This is a genomic window from Janthinobacterium sp. LS2A (assembly GCF_036543145.1).
GTDB lineage: Bacteria > Pseudomonadota > Gammaproteobacteria > Burkholderiales > Burkholderiaceae_D > Janthinobacterium > Janthinobacterium aestuarii.
The window spans coordinates 275,539-293,056 of record NZ_JAZHPB010000006.1; the positions used below are offsets into that span (position 1 = coordinate 275,539).

Sequence of the window (17,518 nt, forward strand, 5' to 3'; positions counted from 1 at the left end):
ACCATGACTGCCTATCCCCATCTGCTGGCCCCGCTCGACCTGGGTTTTACCACCTTGCGCAACCGAGTCATCATGGGGTCCATGCACACGGGCCTGGAAGACCGATTTTATCATTATGGCAAGCTGGCCGCCTTTTACCGCGAACGGGCGCGCGGCGGCGTGGGGCTGATCGTCACGGGCGGCATCTCGCCGAACCGCCAAGGCTGGCTGCTGCCGTTTGGCGGCACCCTCAATTTCCTCGGCGACGTGCCCAACCACCGCAAGGTGACGCGCGCCGTGCACGAGGAGGGCGGGAAGATCGTCATGCAGATCCTGCATGCGGGCCGCTATGGCTATCAGCCGTTCGTCGTCTCGGCGTCGGCCAAGAAATCGCCGATCTCGCCATTCCGTCCCCGTCCCTTGAGCGAGCGTGGCATCGAACGCACGATCTGCGACTATGTGCGCTGCGCGCGCCTGGCGCAAAAGGCGGGCTATGACGGCATCGAAGTGATGGGCAGCGAAGGATATTTATTGAACCAGTTCCTGTGCGCGCGCACGAATCTGCGCCAGGACCGCTGGGGCGGCAGCATCGAGAACCGCATGCGCCTGCCCGTCGAGATCGTGCGCCGCATCCGCGCCGCCGTCGGCCCCAGCTTCATCATCATGTACCGCCACTCGCTGCTCGACCTGGTCGAGGGCGGCAATACCTGGGAGGACGTGGTGGCGGTGGCCAAGGCGCTCGAGCACGCGGGCGTGACGATTTTGAATACCGGCTTCGGCTGGCATGAGGCGAGGGTGCCCACCATCGTCACCTCGGTGCCGCGCGCCGCGTTTGCTTCCGTGGCGGGCCGGCTGCGCCGCGAAGTGACGATTCCCGTGGTGGCCTCGAACCGCATCAACATGCCGCACGAAGCCAACGCCATCCTCGAGCGGGGCGACTGCGACCTCGTGTCGATGGCGCGCCCCTTCCTGGCCGACCCCTTCTTTGTCGCCAAGGCCGCGTCGGGACGCGCCGACGAAATCAATACCTGCATCGGCTGCAACCAGGCGTGCCTCGACCACACGTTCGCCAACAAGCGCGCCAGCTGCCTCGTCAACCCGCGCGCCTGCCATGAAACGGAACTCGTGTACGCGAAAAAGGCCGTGCCGCGCAAGGTGGCCGTCGTCGGCGCGGGCCCGGCCGGCTTGTCCGCCGCCTGCGTGGCGGCCGAATGCGGGCACGCGGTGACCCTGTTCGACAGCAGCGATAGCGTGGGCGGCCAGTTCAAGGTGGCCATGCAGATTCCCGGCAAGGAAGAATTCACGGAAACCATCCGCTATTTTGCGCGCCGTCTGGCGCTGCTGGACGTCAAGCTGCGCCTGGGCCAGCGCGTGACGCGCGAGCAATTGCTGGCCGGCGGCTACGACGACGTCATCGTCGCCACGGGCATCAAGGTGCGCCTGCCGGCCATTCCCGGCATCGACCATCCGAAGGTGCTGTCGTACCTGGACGTGCTGCAAGCCAAGAAACCGGTAGGCGCGCGCGTGGCCATCATCGGCGCGGGCGGCATCGGTTTCGACGTGGGAGAGTATCTGCTGCACGACCCGGCGCATCCATTGCCGCAAGCCGTGGCGACGTGGGCGGGCGAGTGGGGCGTGGACTTGAACGCGGCGACCGGTGGCGGCCTGGTGCCGCCCGTGGCGCCCCATCCTGTGCGGCAAATCTTCCTGTTGCAGCGCAAGACGTCAAAAGTGGGCGCGGGGCTGGGCAAGACGTCGGGCTGGGTGCACCGCGCGGCGCTGGCGAGAAACGGCGTGGCCATGCTGGCTGGCGTGAGCTACGACAAGATCGACGAGCAGGGTTTGCATATCACCGTGGGCGGCGAGCAGCGTCTGCTGGCGGTGGACAACGTGGTCATCTGCGCGGGGCAGGATAGTCTCACGGAACTCATGCCGCCAGTCGACAAGGATGGCAAGCCGCTGGCGTCGGGAGGTCCGCGCTTCCATAAAATCGGCGGCGCCGCGCTGGCGGCGGAACTCGATGCCAAGCGGGCGATACGGGAAGGGGCTGAGCTGGCCGCCAGCCTGTAAGAAGAAAGCCTGCCGGCTGGGTAGCGGGCAGGCTTGCTGGACGGAAAGGGCGCTGGCTTAATGCCCGCCATGCCCCTTCTTCGCCGTCTCAAAACTTTGCAGCACGTGCTCGGCCATGCCATTGGCCAGCTCGTGCTCGCCAATGAAGACTTTGCCCGCGTTTTCTGCGCGCAGCAATTCCGCCTCTTCTTCGCTGTGCGTGCGCACCACCGTCAGGATGGCGGGGTTCAGCGCGCGCGCCGTCTCGATCATGGCACGCACGTGGAAGGTGTCCGGCGTGGCGATGACGAGCATGGTGGCGTGCGTGATGTGCGCCTGGATCAGCACGGCCGGTTCGCCCGCATTGCCGGCCACGGCCGGAATGCCCTGCTTGCGCAGCTGGTCGACGATTTCGCGGTTTTCCTCGGCCACGACAAAGTGGATGCCCCGCTCCATCAGGGCGGCGGCGATGCGCCGGCCTACGCGGCCATAGCCGACGAGGACGATCTGGCCCGACAGTTTTTCTTGCGGCACCGTCATCGGCAGCTCGGCCAGCGGGTCGGTCGTGCGTTCGAACTTGCGCGCGAAATCGCTGTTGTTCATCACGCGCAGCAGCGGCTTGGCCATGCTGAAGACGAGCGGGTTGAGGGCGATCGACAGGATGGCGCCGGCCAGGATCAGGCTTTGGCCTTCCTGCGGCATCAGGCCCAGGGACAGGCCCAGCGCGGCCAGGATGAACGAGAACTCGCCGATCTGCGCCAGGCTGGCCGAGACGATGATGGCCGTCTTCGGCGGATAGCGCAGCGCCATCACAAGCAAAAAGGCGGCGATCGACTTGCCGAAGATAATGATGGCGCACACGGCCAGCACTTGCAGGGGCTTGTCGATGAGGATGTTCGGCTCGAACAGCATGCCGACGGAAACGAAGAACAGCACGGCAAACGCGTCGCGCAGGGGCAAGGATTCTTCCGCGGCGCGGTGACTGAGTTCGGATTCGCGCAGCACCATGCCGGCGAAGAAGGCGCCCAGCGCGAACGACACGCCGAACAGCTTGGTCGAAGCGTAGGCGATGCCGACGGCGGCGGCGATCACGCACAGGGTAAACAGCTCACGCGAGCCGGTGCGCGCCACTTGCCACAAAATCCACGGGAACAGCTTGCGGCCGACGACCAGCATGAAGATGATGAAACCGGCCACTTGGCCCAGGGTCACGGCCAGGGTTTGCCACAGGCTGACGGATTCGGCGCCAGGGGCGACCTTGCCGCCCAGCGCGCCGGCAAACGCCGGCAGCAGCACCAGCACCAGCACGGTGACGAGGTCTTCCACCACCAGCCAGCCGACGGCGATGCGGCCATTGAGCGAGTCGAGGATGCCCCGCTCTTCCAGCGCGCGCAGCAGCACCACGGTACTGGCCACGGACAGGGCCAGGCCGAAGATCAGCCCGCCACCGAGGGTCCAGCCCCACCAGTGGGCCAGGCCCATGCCCATCGCCGTGGCGACGCCGATCTGCAGGATGGCGCCGGGCAGCGCGATCTTGCGCACGTCCCATAAATCTTCGATGGAAAAGTGCAGGCCGACACCGAACATCATCAGCATCACCCCGATTTCCGCCAATTGTCCCGCGATTTCCGCATCCGCCACAAAACCGGGCGTGGCCGGTCCGATGATGATGCCGGCGGCCAGATAGCCGACCAGTGCCGGCAGTTTCAGGCGCGCGGCGATGAAGCCGAAGATAAGGCCGAACCCGAGGGCGGCGGCGATGGTGGTGATCAGGCTGATGTCATGGGGCATGCGTGTGGGGTTCCTTATGGGGACGTGCGGGTAGAAAAAGATGTTGCTCAGCGACCAAGTATAAACGCATCAAAGCCCCTGCCGGAAAATTTCCTGCGGCTTTATTGCAAAAAACCTGTGCTATATCTTCGTCCAGGTGGCCACGAACGCATGCCTATCCACCTTGAACATCGCCTAATTCAGGAGTCAGGCGATGTTACACCCATGCGCTCAGAGCTTGCGCACGACCACGCAGCCGATGGAATAGCCGGCGCCGAACGAGCAGATGACGCCGGTGCTGCCTGCCGCCATGTCATCCTGATATTTATGGAAGGCGATGATGGAACCGGCCGACGAGGTGTTGGCGTAGGTGTCGAGGATCACGGGCGCCTCATTGGCTTGCGCGTCGCGGCCCAGGATCAGACGCGCGATCAGCAGGTTCATGTTCAAGTTGGCCTGGTGCAGCCAGTAGCGGGAGACTTGCGCCACTTCCACGCCGGCCTTGGCCAGGGTCGCCTTGATCATCTCGGCCGCCATCGGGCATACTTCCTTGAAGACCTTGCGGCCTTGCTGGCGGAACAGTTTATCGGCCTGGCCCACGCCGGACTCGTCAAAACGGTTGAGGAAGCCGAAATTGTTGCGGATGGCGTTCGAGAAACGCGTTTTGAGTTCCGTACCGATGATCTCGAACTGGTGCTGGGACACGGCCTTGTCTTTCGCTTCGACGATGATGGCGGTGCAGGCGTCGCCGAAAATGAAATGGCTGTCGCGGTCGCGCCAGTTCAGGTGGCCGCTGGTGATTTCGGGATTCAGGACCAGCACGGCGCGCGCCTGGCCGCTTTGCACGGCGGCTACGGCTTGCTGGATGCCGAAGGTGGCGGATGAACACGCCACGTTCATGTCAAAACCATAACCATCGATGCCCAGTGCATCCTGCACTTCCACGGCCATGGCCGGGTAGGCGCGCTGCATGTTGCTGCAAGCGACCAGTACCATGTCGATATCGGCTGGCGTGCGGCCGGCGCGGGCCAGCGCATCGCGCGCGGCGGCGACCGCCATTTCCGCCTGCAGCGACAGTTCGTCATCGCCCCGTTCCGCAATGCGCGAGACCATGCGCGCCGGGTCGAGGATGCCTTCCTTTTCCATCACGAAGCGCGACTTGATGCCGGACGCCTTTTCGATGAAGGCCACGCTCGACAGGTCCAGCGCCGTCACCGTGCCTGCGGCGATCGCGTCGGCGTTGTCGGCATTGAACTTTTCCGCGTAGGCATTGAAGCAGGTGACCAGCTCTTCGTTGGAGATCGAAAATGGCGGCGTGTACAGTCCGGTACCGCTGATGACGACTTGTTTCATGGTTAAACTTTCAAATTTGGCAATCGACGTGGCGCCGATAAGTGAAGCAAATTTTACACAAACAGGCTCGACTGTAGAGAGTTTCGTGTTGCGGGGCAGGGCGATGTGTGGCGGAAGATTGATTTTTGTCGCGTGGAGCGGTGCTGGGGGTATTGCGTGTGATGGGGTCAGACCCGCCGGGTCTGACCCCAAACTGCTTACTTCTTCTGCTCTTTCTTGACGTCGGCCTGCACCACCACCGGTTCGGCCTTGGCCAGTTGCACCGGCAAGCCCTTCAGGTGATTGAGTGCCTGGTGCAACTGGAAATCGTCCTTGCTGCCAAATTCCAGCGGCTTGCGGGTCTTTTCCAGCGCGATGATGCGCAATTGCTCTTCCATCTCGTCGTTGACGGGGGCGGCCTTGGTGCTTTCCTTGTCGCGGTCGTTGCTCAGGTGCTTGGTCAGGTCCGCTTCGCGGATGCGCAAGCCGTTCAAGCCGTCGCCATCCGCATTTTCATCGACCAGCAGGTCGGGCACGATGCCCTTGGCCTGGATCGAGCGGCCGTTCGGCGTGTAGTAGCGGGCCGTCGTCAGCTTGACGGCCGTGTCGGCTGTCAGCTGGCGGATGGTTTGCACGGAACCCTTGCCGAAGGTTTGCGTGCCGATGATGGTGGCGCGCTTGTAATCCTGCAGGGCGCCGGCGACGATTTCCGAGGCCGAGGCCGACCCCGTGTTGACGAGCACCACCAGCGGCACTTTCTTGATGGCAGCCGGCAATTTCGCCAGCGCATCGCCTTCCGAGCGGAAGGTATAGTATTCGGCGCGGCCGTAGAACACCTGTTTCGAGTCCGGCAACTGGCCGTTGGTCGAGACGATGGCCGCATCCTTCGGCAGGAAGGCGGCCGAAACGCCGATGGCGCCCTGCAGCACGCCGCCCGGATCGTTGCGCAGGTCGAGCACCATGCCCTTGATGTTCGGATCTTGTTGATATAGCGCCGTGATCTGCGCGGCCATGTCGTCGACGGTCGGTTCCTGGAATTGCGACACGCGCAGCCAGGCGTAGCCCGGTTCGACCATCTTCGCCTTCACGCTTTTTTGATGGATTTCCTCGCGCGTGATGGTAAAGGCCAGCGGCTGCGCTTCATCCTTGCGGGCAATGGTCAGCGACACCTTGGTGCCCGGCTCGCCGCGCATGCGCTTGACGTTGTCGTCGAGGCTGACGCCTTTCACGGGCTGGCCATCGAGGCGGGTGATCAGGTCGCCGGCCTTGATGCCGGCGCGGTAGGCGGGCGAATCCTCGATGGGCGAGACGATCTTGATGTAGCCGTCTTCGCTGAGGCCAATTTCAATGCCCAGGCCGACGAACTTGCCTTCGGAGCCTTCGCGCAGCTCGGCGTAGGCTTTCTTGTCCAGGTAGGCGGAATGGGGGTCGAGCGAGGCAACCATGCCGGAAATGGCGTCTTCCAGCAGTTTCTTGTCTTCCACCGGCTCGACGTAATCGGACTTGATCAGGCCAAACACGTCGGCCAGCTGTCGCAGCTCTTCCAGCGGCAGGGGCGGCTCGACGGTCTTTTGCGCCATGGCGGAAAATTGCAGCGACACGGCGACGCCGGCCACCACGCCCAGGCCGATCAAGCCGGTATTTTTGAGTTTGCCCATCATTGCACCTTTGCAGCTAGCGTGTCTTGCACAAGCGCCAGTCCCCGTGGAGCGGCGCTTTGTTGAAAGTATAGACCTGAATCTCTGCCGGCGTGGGCCGGCCGTGGAAAAAGCGTGCCTGGACCCAGTCTACGCGCGAAAACGGGGCTGCCAGCTTGCCATATGTTGCGGTTTTGTATGCGATGTATAGGGAGTCTTGAGGGGAGTAAGCATTTGTAAGAGTCGAAAAAAAGCGTGTGCGGCGGCCCTATAGTGGACTCGCATTCTCGACCCGAAGTGGTTTTGCCTGCGTCCGCGGACGCAGGCTTTTTTTTATCCGCGGGCTCCGGCTCATTTAGACTGGAGCTTCTTTCTTCCCGGCAGATAAAAAATGTTAACTGATTTGCAGGCACGAGTCTCGCTCGAAGCGCTGATTGAAAAGTATCTGAGGGGGCGGGATCCTGATGTTGGCCTGCTGATCGACATCGTTCAGGATCCGTCACGGCAAGTGCCGATTAGAGGTGTGCTCGAAGCTATCGGGCAGTTCAACCACACGCAGTTCACGCAACAGGAACTGGCGCTGATCGACGACCTGCTTTATCTGTATGGATAAACGCTGCATGCGCTGTTCCAGCCCACGCCATGCTCGCCGGACTGGACAATGAAAGCCCCTTGAGCCTGGCCGAACTGAGCGGTGCGTGCTACATTCCTGCAGCGCCTGGCGCGGCGGGCTATCCGCCCGCAGCTATCTGCCCGGTCTTTTTGACATGCCCCATAAGGACAATTCGTGAATCGCTATCTCTTGAGCAGTCTGACCCTGACCCTGTTGGCTGCGTTTGCCCATGCCGCCGAACCCGTATCCGCCGCTGCCGCCCCGACCGTGGCCCCAAGCGCCGCGCCTGCCGCCGCTGGCGTCGTTTCCGGCATCGATGTGCAGTACATCGACCCCGCCGTGCGCGTGCAGGACGATTTCTTTACCCATTTGAACGGCAAGTGGCTGGCGACGGCTGAGATCCCTGCCGACAAGTCGAGCTGGGGTTCGTTCGCCAAGCTGCGCGATGACACGACGCCGCAATTGCGCGGCATCATCGAATCGACGCAACAGGACAAAAACAAGAAGGCCGGTTCCGAAGCGCAGAAAATCAGCGACCTGTACGCCAGCTACATGGATGAAGCCAAGCTCGATGCGCTGGGCACGAAGCCGCTGGCCGGCGAACTGAACCGCATCCGCTCGCTGCGCGACAAGAAAGGCGTGCCGGCCCTGATCGCCCACCTGAGCCAGACGGGCGTGTCGACTCCCTATGCCGTCTACGTGGGCCAGGATGCGCGTGCCTCGACGAAATATGCGGCATATGTCAGCCAAAGCGGCCTGGGTATGCCAGACCGCGATTACTACCTGGAAGCCAAGCAGGCTGGCGTCAAGGAAAAATACCAGGCGCACGTGGAAAAAATGCTGGCCATGGCCGGCGACAAGAACGCCGCGGCGCGCGCCAAGGCGGTTGTTGCGCTGGAAACGGCCCTGGCCGAAGTGCAATGGACCAAGGTCGAGAACCGCGACCCCGTCAAACGCTACAACAAGACCGACATCAATAAGCTGAACGACCTGACCCCGGGCTACGACCTGAAGTCGGGCCTGGCCGCGCTCGGTATCGCCAACAAGGTCGATTACGTCATCGTCAACCAGCCAAGCTACCTGGCCGGCTACAACAAGGTGCTTGCGTCCGCCGACCTGGACACCGTGAAAGCGTATTTCGAATGGCAGTTGCTGCGCAGCTATGCCAGCTACCTGTCGAAAAACTTCGTCGATGAAAGCTTTGCCTTTTACGGCACGGTACTCAGCGGCGTGACGGAAAACCAGCCGCGCTGGAAGCGTGGCGTGGGCGCCGTCGAAGGCGTGCTGGGCGAAGCCGTCGGCAAACTGTATGTCGCGCAATATTTCCCGGCAGAGCGCAAGGCGCACATGCAGGAACTGGTGAAAAACGTGCTGGCCGCCTACAAGGACAGCATCGATACCCTGGACTGGATGAGCCCGGAGACCAAGAAGGAAGCGCAAGCCAAGCTGGCCAAGTTCACGCCGAAGATCGCGTATCCGAACAAATGGCGCGATTATTCGAAGCTGCAAATCGTCCAGGGCGACCTGGTGGGCAACATGATGCGCGCCGCCAACTTCGGCTCCGCGCGCCAGGTGGCCAAGCTGGGCAAGCCGATCGACCGCGAAGAGTGGGGCATGACGCCGCAAACGGTGAACGCCTATTACAGCTCGACGATGAATGAAATCGTCTTCCCCGCCTCGATCCTGCAGCCACCGTTCTTTGACGCCAACGCGGACGACGCCGTCAACTATGGCGCCATCGGCGCCGTCATCGGCCATGAAATCAGCCATGGCTTCGACGACAAGGGCAGCCAGTCCGATGGCGACGGCAACCTGCGCGACTGGTGGACCCCGGCCGACCGCAAGAATTTTGCGGCCAAGGCCGACGCGCTGACCAAGCAGTATGACGGCTACAGCCCATTGCCTGGCTACCACGTCAACGGTGCGCTGACACTGGGCGAAAACATTGCCGACAACTCGGGCGTGGCGATCGCCTATAAAGCCTATAAAATCTCGCTGGGTGGCAAGCCGGCGCCCGTGCTGGACGGTTTGACGGGCGACCAGCGTTTCTACATGGGCTTTGGCCAGGTGTGGCGCAGCAAGATGCGCGAAGCGCAGCAGATCGTGCAGATCAAGACCGATCCCCATTCGCCGGGCCAGTACCGCGCCAATGGCACCATGGTCAACCAGCCAGGTTTTTATGAAGCGTTTGGCGTGAAACCGGGCGACAAGATGTATGTCGCGCCGGAAAACCGCGTGATCATCTGGTAAACATCATCCGACACACCGATGGCGCTCACAATGTTGTCGGCTTACGCCCTCTGGGCTAACCCGATCTACGCCATGTAAACGTTATCTTGTCACAACAAAAAAGACCACTTGCGTGGTCTTTTTTGCATTCTGGCCAAAGTTCTTTCTGTCATTTCGGCCGGTATGCTACAGTCAAAAACCGGGCCAGAAGCCTTGGGCCTTCTGACCCTTATATTCCACACAATACAATATAGAGGACAACCGTGAATCGTTATTTGTTAAGTGCATTGACCCTGAGTTTGCTGGCCGGCGTGTCCGGCATGGCTGGCGCCGCTGATAGTGCCAAGAAAGCCGCTGCCGCTCCCGCCACGGCCGTCGCCGCTGCGGCGCTGACGTCCGGCATCGCCGTCGAATACGTCGACCCTGCCGTGCGCGCGCAGGACGACCTGTTCCAGCACCTGAATGGCAAATGGCTGGCGGAAACTGTCATACCTGCCGACAAGTCGAGCTGGGGCAGCTTTGCCAAGCTGGCCGACGATACGCAAACGCAGCTGCGCGGCATCGTCGAAGGCGCTGCCGCCGACAAGGCACGCGCGGCCGGTTCGAATGCACAGAAAATCGGTGATTTCTATAACAGCTTCATGGATGAAGCCAAGCTGGAAAGCCTGGGCCTGACGCCCTTGAACGCGGAGCTGGCGAAGATCGCGGCGTTGCAGGACAAGGCGGAATTGCCGGCCGTGATCGCCCACTTCAGCAAGCTGGGCGTGACCTCGCCTTACGACTTCGGCATCCACCAGGACGCCAAGGATTCCACCAAATACGTGGCCGACATCGTGCAAAGCGGCCTGGGCTTGCCTGACCGCGATTACTACCTGGAAGAAGGCAAGGCCGATACGCGCGCCAAATACCTGGCCCACGTGGAGAAAATGCTCAGCTTGGCTGGCGACGCGAACGCGGCCGCCAATGCCAAGGCTATCCTGGCGCTGGAAACGGAACTGGCCAAGGCGCAATGGAGCAATGTGCAGAACCGCGACCCCGTCAAAACCTACAACAAGGTGGAACTGGCGAAACTGGCCAGCGTGGCGCCAGGCTACGACTGGGCCCGCTACCTGAAGGACACGGGTATCGCCGGCAAGGTCAATTATGTGATCGTCAGCCAGCCCAGCTACCTGAAAGGCTTTGCCGAGATCGCCAACAAGACGCCGCTGGAAACGTGGAAAGCATACTTCCAGTGGCATTTGCTGCACGCGAACGCTGGCTACCTGCCGAAAGCGTATGTCGACGAAAACTTCGCGTTTTATGGCACTACCCTGACGGGCGTGACGGAAATGCGTCCGCGCTGGAAACGCGGCGTGGGCGCCGTCGAAGGCGCGCTGGGTGAAGCCGTGGGCCAGCTGTACGTGGAGCAGTATTTCCCGGCCGAGCGCAAGGTGCGCATGGAAGCGCTGGTGAAAAACCTGATGACGGCCTACAAGCAAAGCATCGACAAGCTCGACTGGATGAGCCCCGTCACCAAGAAACAGGCGCAAATCAAGCTGGCCAAGTTCACCACCAAGATCGGCTATCCGAACAAATGGCGCGATTACTCGGGCCTGACGGTGGCGCCCGACGACTTGATCGGCAACATCCAGCGTTCGCACCTGCTCAACTACAACCGCGAGCTGAATAAGCTGGGCCAGCCGATCGACCGCGACGAGTGGGGCATGACGCCGCAGACCGTGAACGCTTATTACAATCCTGAGCTGAACGAAATCGTCTTCCCGGCCGCCATCCTGCAAGCACCGTTCTTCGATGCCAACGCGGACGATGCCGTCAATTATGGCGCCATCGGCGGCGTGATCGGCCATGAAATCAGCCACGGCTTCGACGACCAGGGCGCCCAGTACGACGGCGACGGCAATTTGCGCGACTGGTGGACCAAGGCCGACCATAAAAACTTTGCCAAGAAAACCAAGCAGCTGGTGGCGCAGTACAACGGCTTCAGCCCGGTGAAAGGCCACTTCGTCAACGGCGAACTGACCCTGGGCGAGAACATCGCCGACAATTCCGGCGTGGCAATCGCGTACAAAGCATACAAATTGTCGCTGAACGGCAAGAAAGCCCCCGTCATCGACGGTTTCACGGGCGAGCAGCGCTTCTACGCGGGCTTTGCCCAGGTATGGCGCATGAAAATGCGTGAAGCGCAGCAACTGGTCTTGCTGAAAACGGATCCGCACTCGCCAGGCCAATTCCGTGCCAACGGCACCATGCGCAACCAGCCCGGCTTCTATCAAGCCTTCGACGTGAAACCGGGCGACAAGATGTATCTGCCGCCGAAAGACCGCGTCATCATGTGGTAACAGCAGTGCTGACGCACTAGCACCGAGCCGCCCCGCTATCAAGCCGGGCGGCTTTTTTACGTCCGTCGCGAACGTCGCGTAGGTCGGATTAGCGAAACGCGTAATCCGACAAATCGCTTGCTTATGCGCAGGCGAAAAAAAACCGCCCATCCGGGCGGTTCCTGGTTCAGCGCGCTGGCTGAATTATTTGACAGGCTCGGCTGCCGGAGCAGCGCCATCAGCGGCCGCGGCTGGTGCCGGCACTTCCGGTTCCTTGAACTTGCCGCCCGACGCGTTGGCGATGTAGACGACGGCGCGCGCCACTTCCACATCGTCGAGGTCCGGATTGCCACCCTTGGCCGGCATCGCGCGCAAGCCTTCGATGGCGTGCTTCAGGACCGTATCGTAGCCCTGGGCCAGACGGGCAGACCAGCCGCCCACGTCGCCAAATTTCGGTGCACCGGCCACGCCGGCGCCGTGGCAAGCCACGCAGGTCGCCGTGTAGACGGCTTCGCCGCTTTGCAGCACTTTCGGACCGCTGGCATCCTTGAAGGTAAAGCCGGCGTTGGCAACTGGACTCAAGCGCTCGGCAATGGCTTCCGGCGACTGGCTGTCCGTACCGGCGCCCGTCAGTTTTTGCGCCGTGACGAACTGCACCAGCAGGATGATGCCGATGACGGTGATGAGGAAGAAGCCAGCTACGGCGGCAAGCAATTGTTTAGGCGTTTTGATCGCTGATTGTTGTTCGTTATGTGCGTCGCTCATGATGTCCTTAGTCCAGATTTGAAACTGATGGCCGTGTAAGGTAGCATTTTTACATGCTTGGATGTAAACCTTTATGAAACCCACAATTATAGGCACAAAAATTGAGCAGTGACATGCAATTGCCAGCGATACGACAGTTTCCGTAGACGTAGGTAAAGAAAAACGGTATCCTTCGCATCACTTCAGAAATTCCCCCTACGCGGCTGTAGCTCAGTGGATAGAGTATTGGCCTCCGAAGCCAAGGGTCGTGGGTTCGATCCCCGCCAGCCGCACCAGACAAATCAAAACTCCCGTTTTAATCCAGCCAGCATTGCCATGCGGCTGCATGCTGTGAGTTACTTGCCTGCGCTGTTCTTTGGCATGCGCGGCGCGCCAATGCAATACCTCAACACCTTTGATCGAGAAAGATGCTTACAGCGGCACATGTCCGTTTCTGCTCGCCATGGGCACCGTGCGCCAGCTCATGTCGGTGCTGCCAATTTTTTGTGCATTCTCTTCTCATAAATACCCCTGACGCCCCTGCCGTTGTCCGTTTGCAACCTCCAAAGTCCCTCAGCCGCTGATATCAATATTGATATCGAAACAGTGGAAAAATTGATTGGAGAGATTATCGCCCAGCCCCTAAGATAAACGCCGAGCATGCGAACGACATGCAAGCGATACAAAAAATATCAATACAATATCTGGAGATTCATGATGCGCAACGCCACCGGTCCGCTCGCGGCCACTTCCCCTCGTCCATTCACCTTGAAGGCAGCCGTTGCGGCATTGGCCGGTATTGGCTTGCTGAGCACGGCTTCGGTCTGGGCGCAGGAGGCGGTGGCGGCCAATGCCAGTGCCGAGCCGGCGGCGGAAGTGTCGGTCGTGACCGTTAGCGGCGTGCGCCGCTCGGCGCAAAATTCGCAGCAGATCAAGATGCGTTCGGACCAGGTGATCGATTCCATCGTGGCCGACGACATCGGCAAATTCCCCGATAACAACGTGGCCGAGACCCTGGCGCGCATTTCCGGCATCCAGATCCGCCGCGATTCTGGCGAGGCGAGCGCCGTCATGATCCGCGGCTTGCGCGATGTCACGACCCTGCTCAACGGCCGCGAACTGTTTACCACCACGGGCCGCTACGTCAACCTGGCCGACATTCCCGCCACCATGCTGCAGCGCGTCGACGTGTACAAATCGCAGGGCGCGGACCAGGTCGAAGGCGGCGTGGCCGGCATCATCGACGTGCGCACCAACCGTCCGTTCGATTTCAAGGATTTCACGGCCAGCGTGAATACGCGCGCCGTCTACAGCGACAAATCCAAGGCCACGGACCCGAACATCAGCGGCATGGTGGCTAACCGCTGGAAGACGAGTATTGGCGAAGTGGGCGCGCTGCTGGGCTTGTCGCAGCAGCAGCACCGCTACCATGAGGAACGCGCGTTCAATACGGCGCCCGTGGATAAAAGTTTCCTGTCGCCGGGTTTGACGGGGCCGGACCAGGTGGGCTTGCTGCCGATCAAGGGCGACCGTCGTCGCACGACCGCCAATGCCGTGCTGCAATGGCGTCCGAACGCCGACGTCGAGCTGTACGCCGAAGGCATGGCCACGCGCTTCCTGCTCGATGCCGAGTCCGATTACTTTGTCGGCTTGCCATGGTGGGGCACGCCCGTGTCGACTACAAAAATTCCCGGCACCAACCAGCTGCAAACGCTCACGTCCACCAACGTCAACACCATCATGTCGACGCAGGCGAACAAGAACGAGACAAAGACGCATCAATTTGCCGTGGGCGGCTTGTGGGATATCAATCCTGAATGGCGTTTCACGTCGGAAGTGGCCAGTACCAAAAGCACCTATGCCTGGCGCAATCCGATTCTCGACGCGATTACTGTCGTGCCGAATGCCCGCATCAATACCAACCAGAACGGCACCTTGCACGTCGACTACACGGGCAGCGATTTGCAAGACCCGTCGAACTACTATCTGAAGGGTTTCTTCGACCGCTACGGCAAGGACCAGGGCAGCTCGAACGACGTGCGCGTCGACCTGGCGTACACGCCCAGCGCGGGCGGCATCTTCAAGGAAATCAGCGTCGGTCTGCGTGGCGTGAAGCGCGAAGCCGAATCGATCAAGAGTTTCGAGGGCAATGCGGAAGCACCGGACGTGTCCGGCGCCGCGTTTCCGTTCGGCCGCCAGAGCGTGACGTCGATTCCTGGCCTCAATTGTCTGTCGGAACCGATGTCCAGCGGCGGCCCCGACTATGGCTTGAAGCAGTGGTACACGCCGTGCGCCAGCTTCCTGCTCAATAACACGGGCACCATCCGCCAAGCCGTCACGGGCAGCAGCGCGGCGCGCGCAATGGACCCGGGCTCGTTCTTCAAAGATACGGAAAAAACGTACTCGATCTATACCAAGGCCAAGGTCGCCTTCAAGCTGGGCGCCTACCCCGTCGACGGCACTGTGGGCGTGCGCGTCGTGCGCACCGAGCAAAGCCTGCAAGGCAACAGTTCGCAAGATGGCGTCTACACGCCCGTCATCAGCGACACGTCCAGCACCGACGTGCTGCCGAGCGTGGCCCTGAAAATCAAGCTGCGCTCGGACCTGGTCGGCCGCTTCGCTGCGGGCCGCACCATCAGCCGTCCCGGCTTTTCCCAGCTGAACCCGGGCGTGGCCCTGGTCAACTCGACGGAAACGGTGAAGGCGACGGGCGCGGGCGGCAATCCGAACTTGAAACCAGTCACAGGCGACAATGTTGACGCGGCACTGGAATGGTATTTCGCGCCCGCCGGTTCCGTCACGGCTACCGTGTTCCACCACAAGTTCGACGGTTATATCCAGCAACGCATTTCCAGCGAAACCATCGCCGGCAAGACCTATGACGTGGACCGCCCGTACAACACGGCCGCCGGCAAGCTGCAGGGCCTGGAAATTGGCTACCAGCAGTTTTATGACGGCTTGCCTGGCCTGTTGAGCGGCCTGGGCTTGCAAGCGAACGGTACCTACATGAGCGGCACTACTGATGACGAGACGGGCAGCCATGCCATCACGGGCGTGTCGCGCTATGCCTACAACCTGGTCGTGCTGTACGAAAAAGACGCTTGGTCGGGCCGCCTCGCCTACAACTGGCGCTCGAAATTCATCGACAGCTACAACCAGGGCGGCCCCGGACTGGACTTGAAAGTGGCGCCGACGGCCCAGCTTGACGGTTCGCTGTCGTACAAGATCAACGACCAGTTCACCGTGACCCTCGATGGGAATAACTTGCTCGACACCAAGTTCAAGGATTACTGGAACACTGCGGGCGTGTATCCGCGCGACACGCGCCGCTATGACCGCACAGTGGGTCTTTCTTTACGCTGGAAAATGTAACTTGGTCGCACAGTAAAAAATCAAGGGCGTTGCCATGGTTTCGGCCGGCAACGCCCCTGTCAGTTGGGCAGTCACGCACGATTCATCATAAAAAGAATGGACGGAAAGCATGGAGACGCAAAAATTATCTACCGTTGAAAAGGTCGGCTTCGGCGCCGGCGACATGGCGCTCAATGTCGTCATCTCGTCGATGATGTTGATCATCACCTTTTTCTATACCGATATCTATGGCTTGAAAACCACCGACCTGGCCCTGCTGTTCGTGGCCGTGAAAGTCATCGGCGCCATTGCCGATCTGGTCATGGGCCAGATCACCGACCGCTACAGCTTTGCCTCGGGCCGCTACCGCCCGTATCTGCTGTGGCTGGCCGTGCCGTATGGCGTCAGCGTCTTCTTTGTGTTCAGCACGCCCGAGTGGCACTATGACGCCAAGCTGATCTGGGCATACTCGACGTATATCCTGATGACCATCATGACGGCCGGCGTGGGCATTCCGTATATCTCCCTGATCAGCGGACTGACGAGCGATCCGCAGGACCGCCTGTCGGCCAACGGCTACCGCCTGTTCTTCGCCAAGATCGGCGCCTTCATGGTGACCATCGTCGTGCCAATCCTGTCGCAGCGCTGGGGCGGCGGCAACCCGGCCGTCGGCTACCAGGCGGCCATGGCCGTGATGGCCGTCATGGGCGTGGCCCTGTTCCTGTTCTGCTATTTCTCCACCACCGAGCGCGTCGTGCACGTGGTGGAAAAGCAATCGCTGCTCGACCAATTGAAAGTGCTGCTGCAGAACGACCAGTGGCTGGTGCTGTGCGGCGTGTGCGTCACGGGCACCATCGGCTACGTGGTGCGCGGTTCCGTCGCCATTTATTACGCGAAATACTATCTGGGTGGCAGCACGGAAACGGTGGCCGCCTTCCTCACGACGGGCGTAGTGGCCGCCATCCTGGCCATGATCGCCTCGACCTGGATCACCAAGTTTTATTGCAAGGTAAAACTGTTCCGCTACACGCAGATCGGCGTCGCCCTGATCAGCCTGGCGATCTATTTCTTTGTGAAACCGAGCGACATCGTGCTGGCCTTCGCCCTGTATTTCCTGCTGTCCTTTGTCGTGGATTTGCATGCGCCCGTATTCTGGTCGGCCATTGCGGAAACCATCGATTATGGTCAAGTCAAGACGGGCAAGCGCGTCTCGGGCTTCGCCTTTGGCGGCATCTCCGTCTGCCAGAAGGCGGGCATGGCGGTGGCGGGCGGCCTGGTAGGCGTATTGCTCGCGTATTTCGACTACCAGCCCAACCATGAGCAAACGCAATTCGCCCTGAACGGTATCGCCCTGATGCTGTCGATCATCCCCGGTTTCTTCCACTTGCTGATGGGCTTGCTGATGTTCAAGTACCGCATTAGCGACGAGTACTACAGCGGTGTCAAATCGGAAATGCACAAGCGCGGTTTTGTGGCCGCCTAAGCAATAACTGAAC

At 61.0% G+C, this 17,518-nt stretch carries 10 protein-coding genes and 1 tRNA gene; 7 read left to right on the plus strand and 4 right to left on the minus strand.

Features of this window, described 5'->3' with window-relative positions:
* Positions 1–3: 3 nt before the first annotated feature.
* A complete protein-coding gene (locus V3C40_RS18795; RefSeq protein ID WP_331778235.1) occupies positions 4–2,049 on the plus strand; it encodes an NADPH-dependent 2,4-dienoyl-CoA reductase in 2,046 nt (681 codons plus the stop codon).
* Positions 2,050–2,106: 57 nt separating this feature from the next.
* Here the strand turns inward: V3C40_RS18795 and ybaL are convergent, their stop codons facing one another.
* The 3 genes from ybaL to V3C40_RS18810 form a co-directional block, all read right to left on the minus strand.
* Entirely contained in the window at positions 2,107–3,819 is a 1,713-nt protein-coding gene (ybaL, locus tag V3C40_RS18800; RefSeq protein WP_034752902.1) for a YbaL family putative K(+) efflux transporter, read from the minus strand.
* A 210-nt stretch (positions 3,820–4,029) separates the two neighbouring features.
* A complete protein-coding gene (locus tag V3C40_RS18805; RefSeq protein WP_331778236.1) occupies positions 4,030–5,151 on the minus strand; it encodes a beta-ketoacyl-ACP synthase III in 1,122 nt (373 codons plus the stop codon).
* 197 nt (positions 5,152–5,348) lie between these two features.
* On the minus strand, positions 5,349–6,791 hold the full coding sequence (locus tag V3C40_RS18810) for a S41 family peptidase (RefSeq protein ID WP_070304461.1): 1,443 nt from the start codon (positions 6,789–6,791) through the stop codon (positions 5,349–5,351).
* Between the two features lie 367 nt (positions 6,792–7,158).
* Between V3C40_RS18810 and V3C40_RS18815 the strand changes: the two genes are divergently transcribed.
* The 3 genes from V3C40_RS18815 (at position 7,159) to V3C40_RS18825 (ending at position 11,948) form a co-directional block, all read left to right on the plus strand.
* The gene (locus tag V3C40_RS18815) at positions 7,159–7,380 is read left to right on the plus strand and encodes a hypothetical protein (protein ID WP_070304462.1); all 222 of its coding nucleotides are present in this window, start codon (positions 7,159–7,161) and stop codon (positions 7,378–7,380) included.
* Positions 7,381–7,554: 174 nt separating this feature from the next.
* Positions 7,555–9,630, plus strand: coding sequence for a M13 family metallopeptidase (locus tag V3C40_RS18820; protein WP_070304463.1), 2,076 nt, complete (start codon positions 7,555–7,557; stop codon positions 9,628–9,630).
* A gap of 242 nt (positions 9,631–9,872) precedes the next feature.
* The gene (locus V3C40_RS18825) at positions 9,873–11,948 is read left to right on the plus strand and encodes a M13 family metallopeptidase (protein ID WP_128140944.1); all 2,076 of its coding nucleotides are present in this window, start codon (positions 9,873–9,875) and stop codon (positions 11,946–11,948) included.
* A 183-nt stretch (positions 11,949–12,131) separates the two neighbouring features.
* On the opposite strand, the gene V3C40_RS18830 is transcribed toward V3C40_RS18825, so the two are convergent.
* Complete coding sequence (locus tag V3C40_RS18830) at positions 12,132–12,692, minus strand: c-type cytochrome (protein ID WP_331778237.1); 561 nt, start codon at positions 12,690–12,692, stop codon at positions 12,132–12,134.
* Between the two features lie 199 nt (positions 12,693–12,891).
* Between V3C40_RS18830 and V3C40_RS18835 the strand changes: the two genes are divergently transcribed.
* From V3C40_RS18835 to V3C40_RS18845, 3 genes are all read left to right on the plus strand, one after another.
* Positions 12,892–12,967: transfer RNA gene (locus V3C40_RS18835), tRNA-Arg, on the plus strand.
* A 418-nt stretch (positions 12,968–13,385) separates the two neighbouring features.
* Positions 13,386–16,043 carry a TonB-dependent receptor gene (locus V3C40_RS18840; RefSeq protein ID WP_331778238.1) on the plus strand — a complete coding sequence of 886 codons (2,658 nt, stop codon included), beginning with the start codon at positions 13,386–13,388 and terminating at the stop codon, positions 16,041–16,043.
* Positions 16,044–16,152: 109 nt separating this feature from the next.
* A complete protein-coding gene (locus V3C40_RS18845; protein ID WP_331778239.1) occupies positions 16,153–17,505 on the plus strand; it encodes an MFS transporter in 1,353 nt (450 codons plus the stop codon).
* The last annotated feature ends 13 nt before the right edge of the window (positions 17,506–17,518 follow it).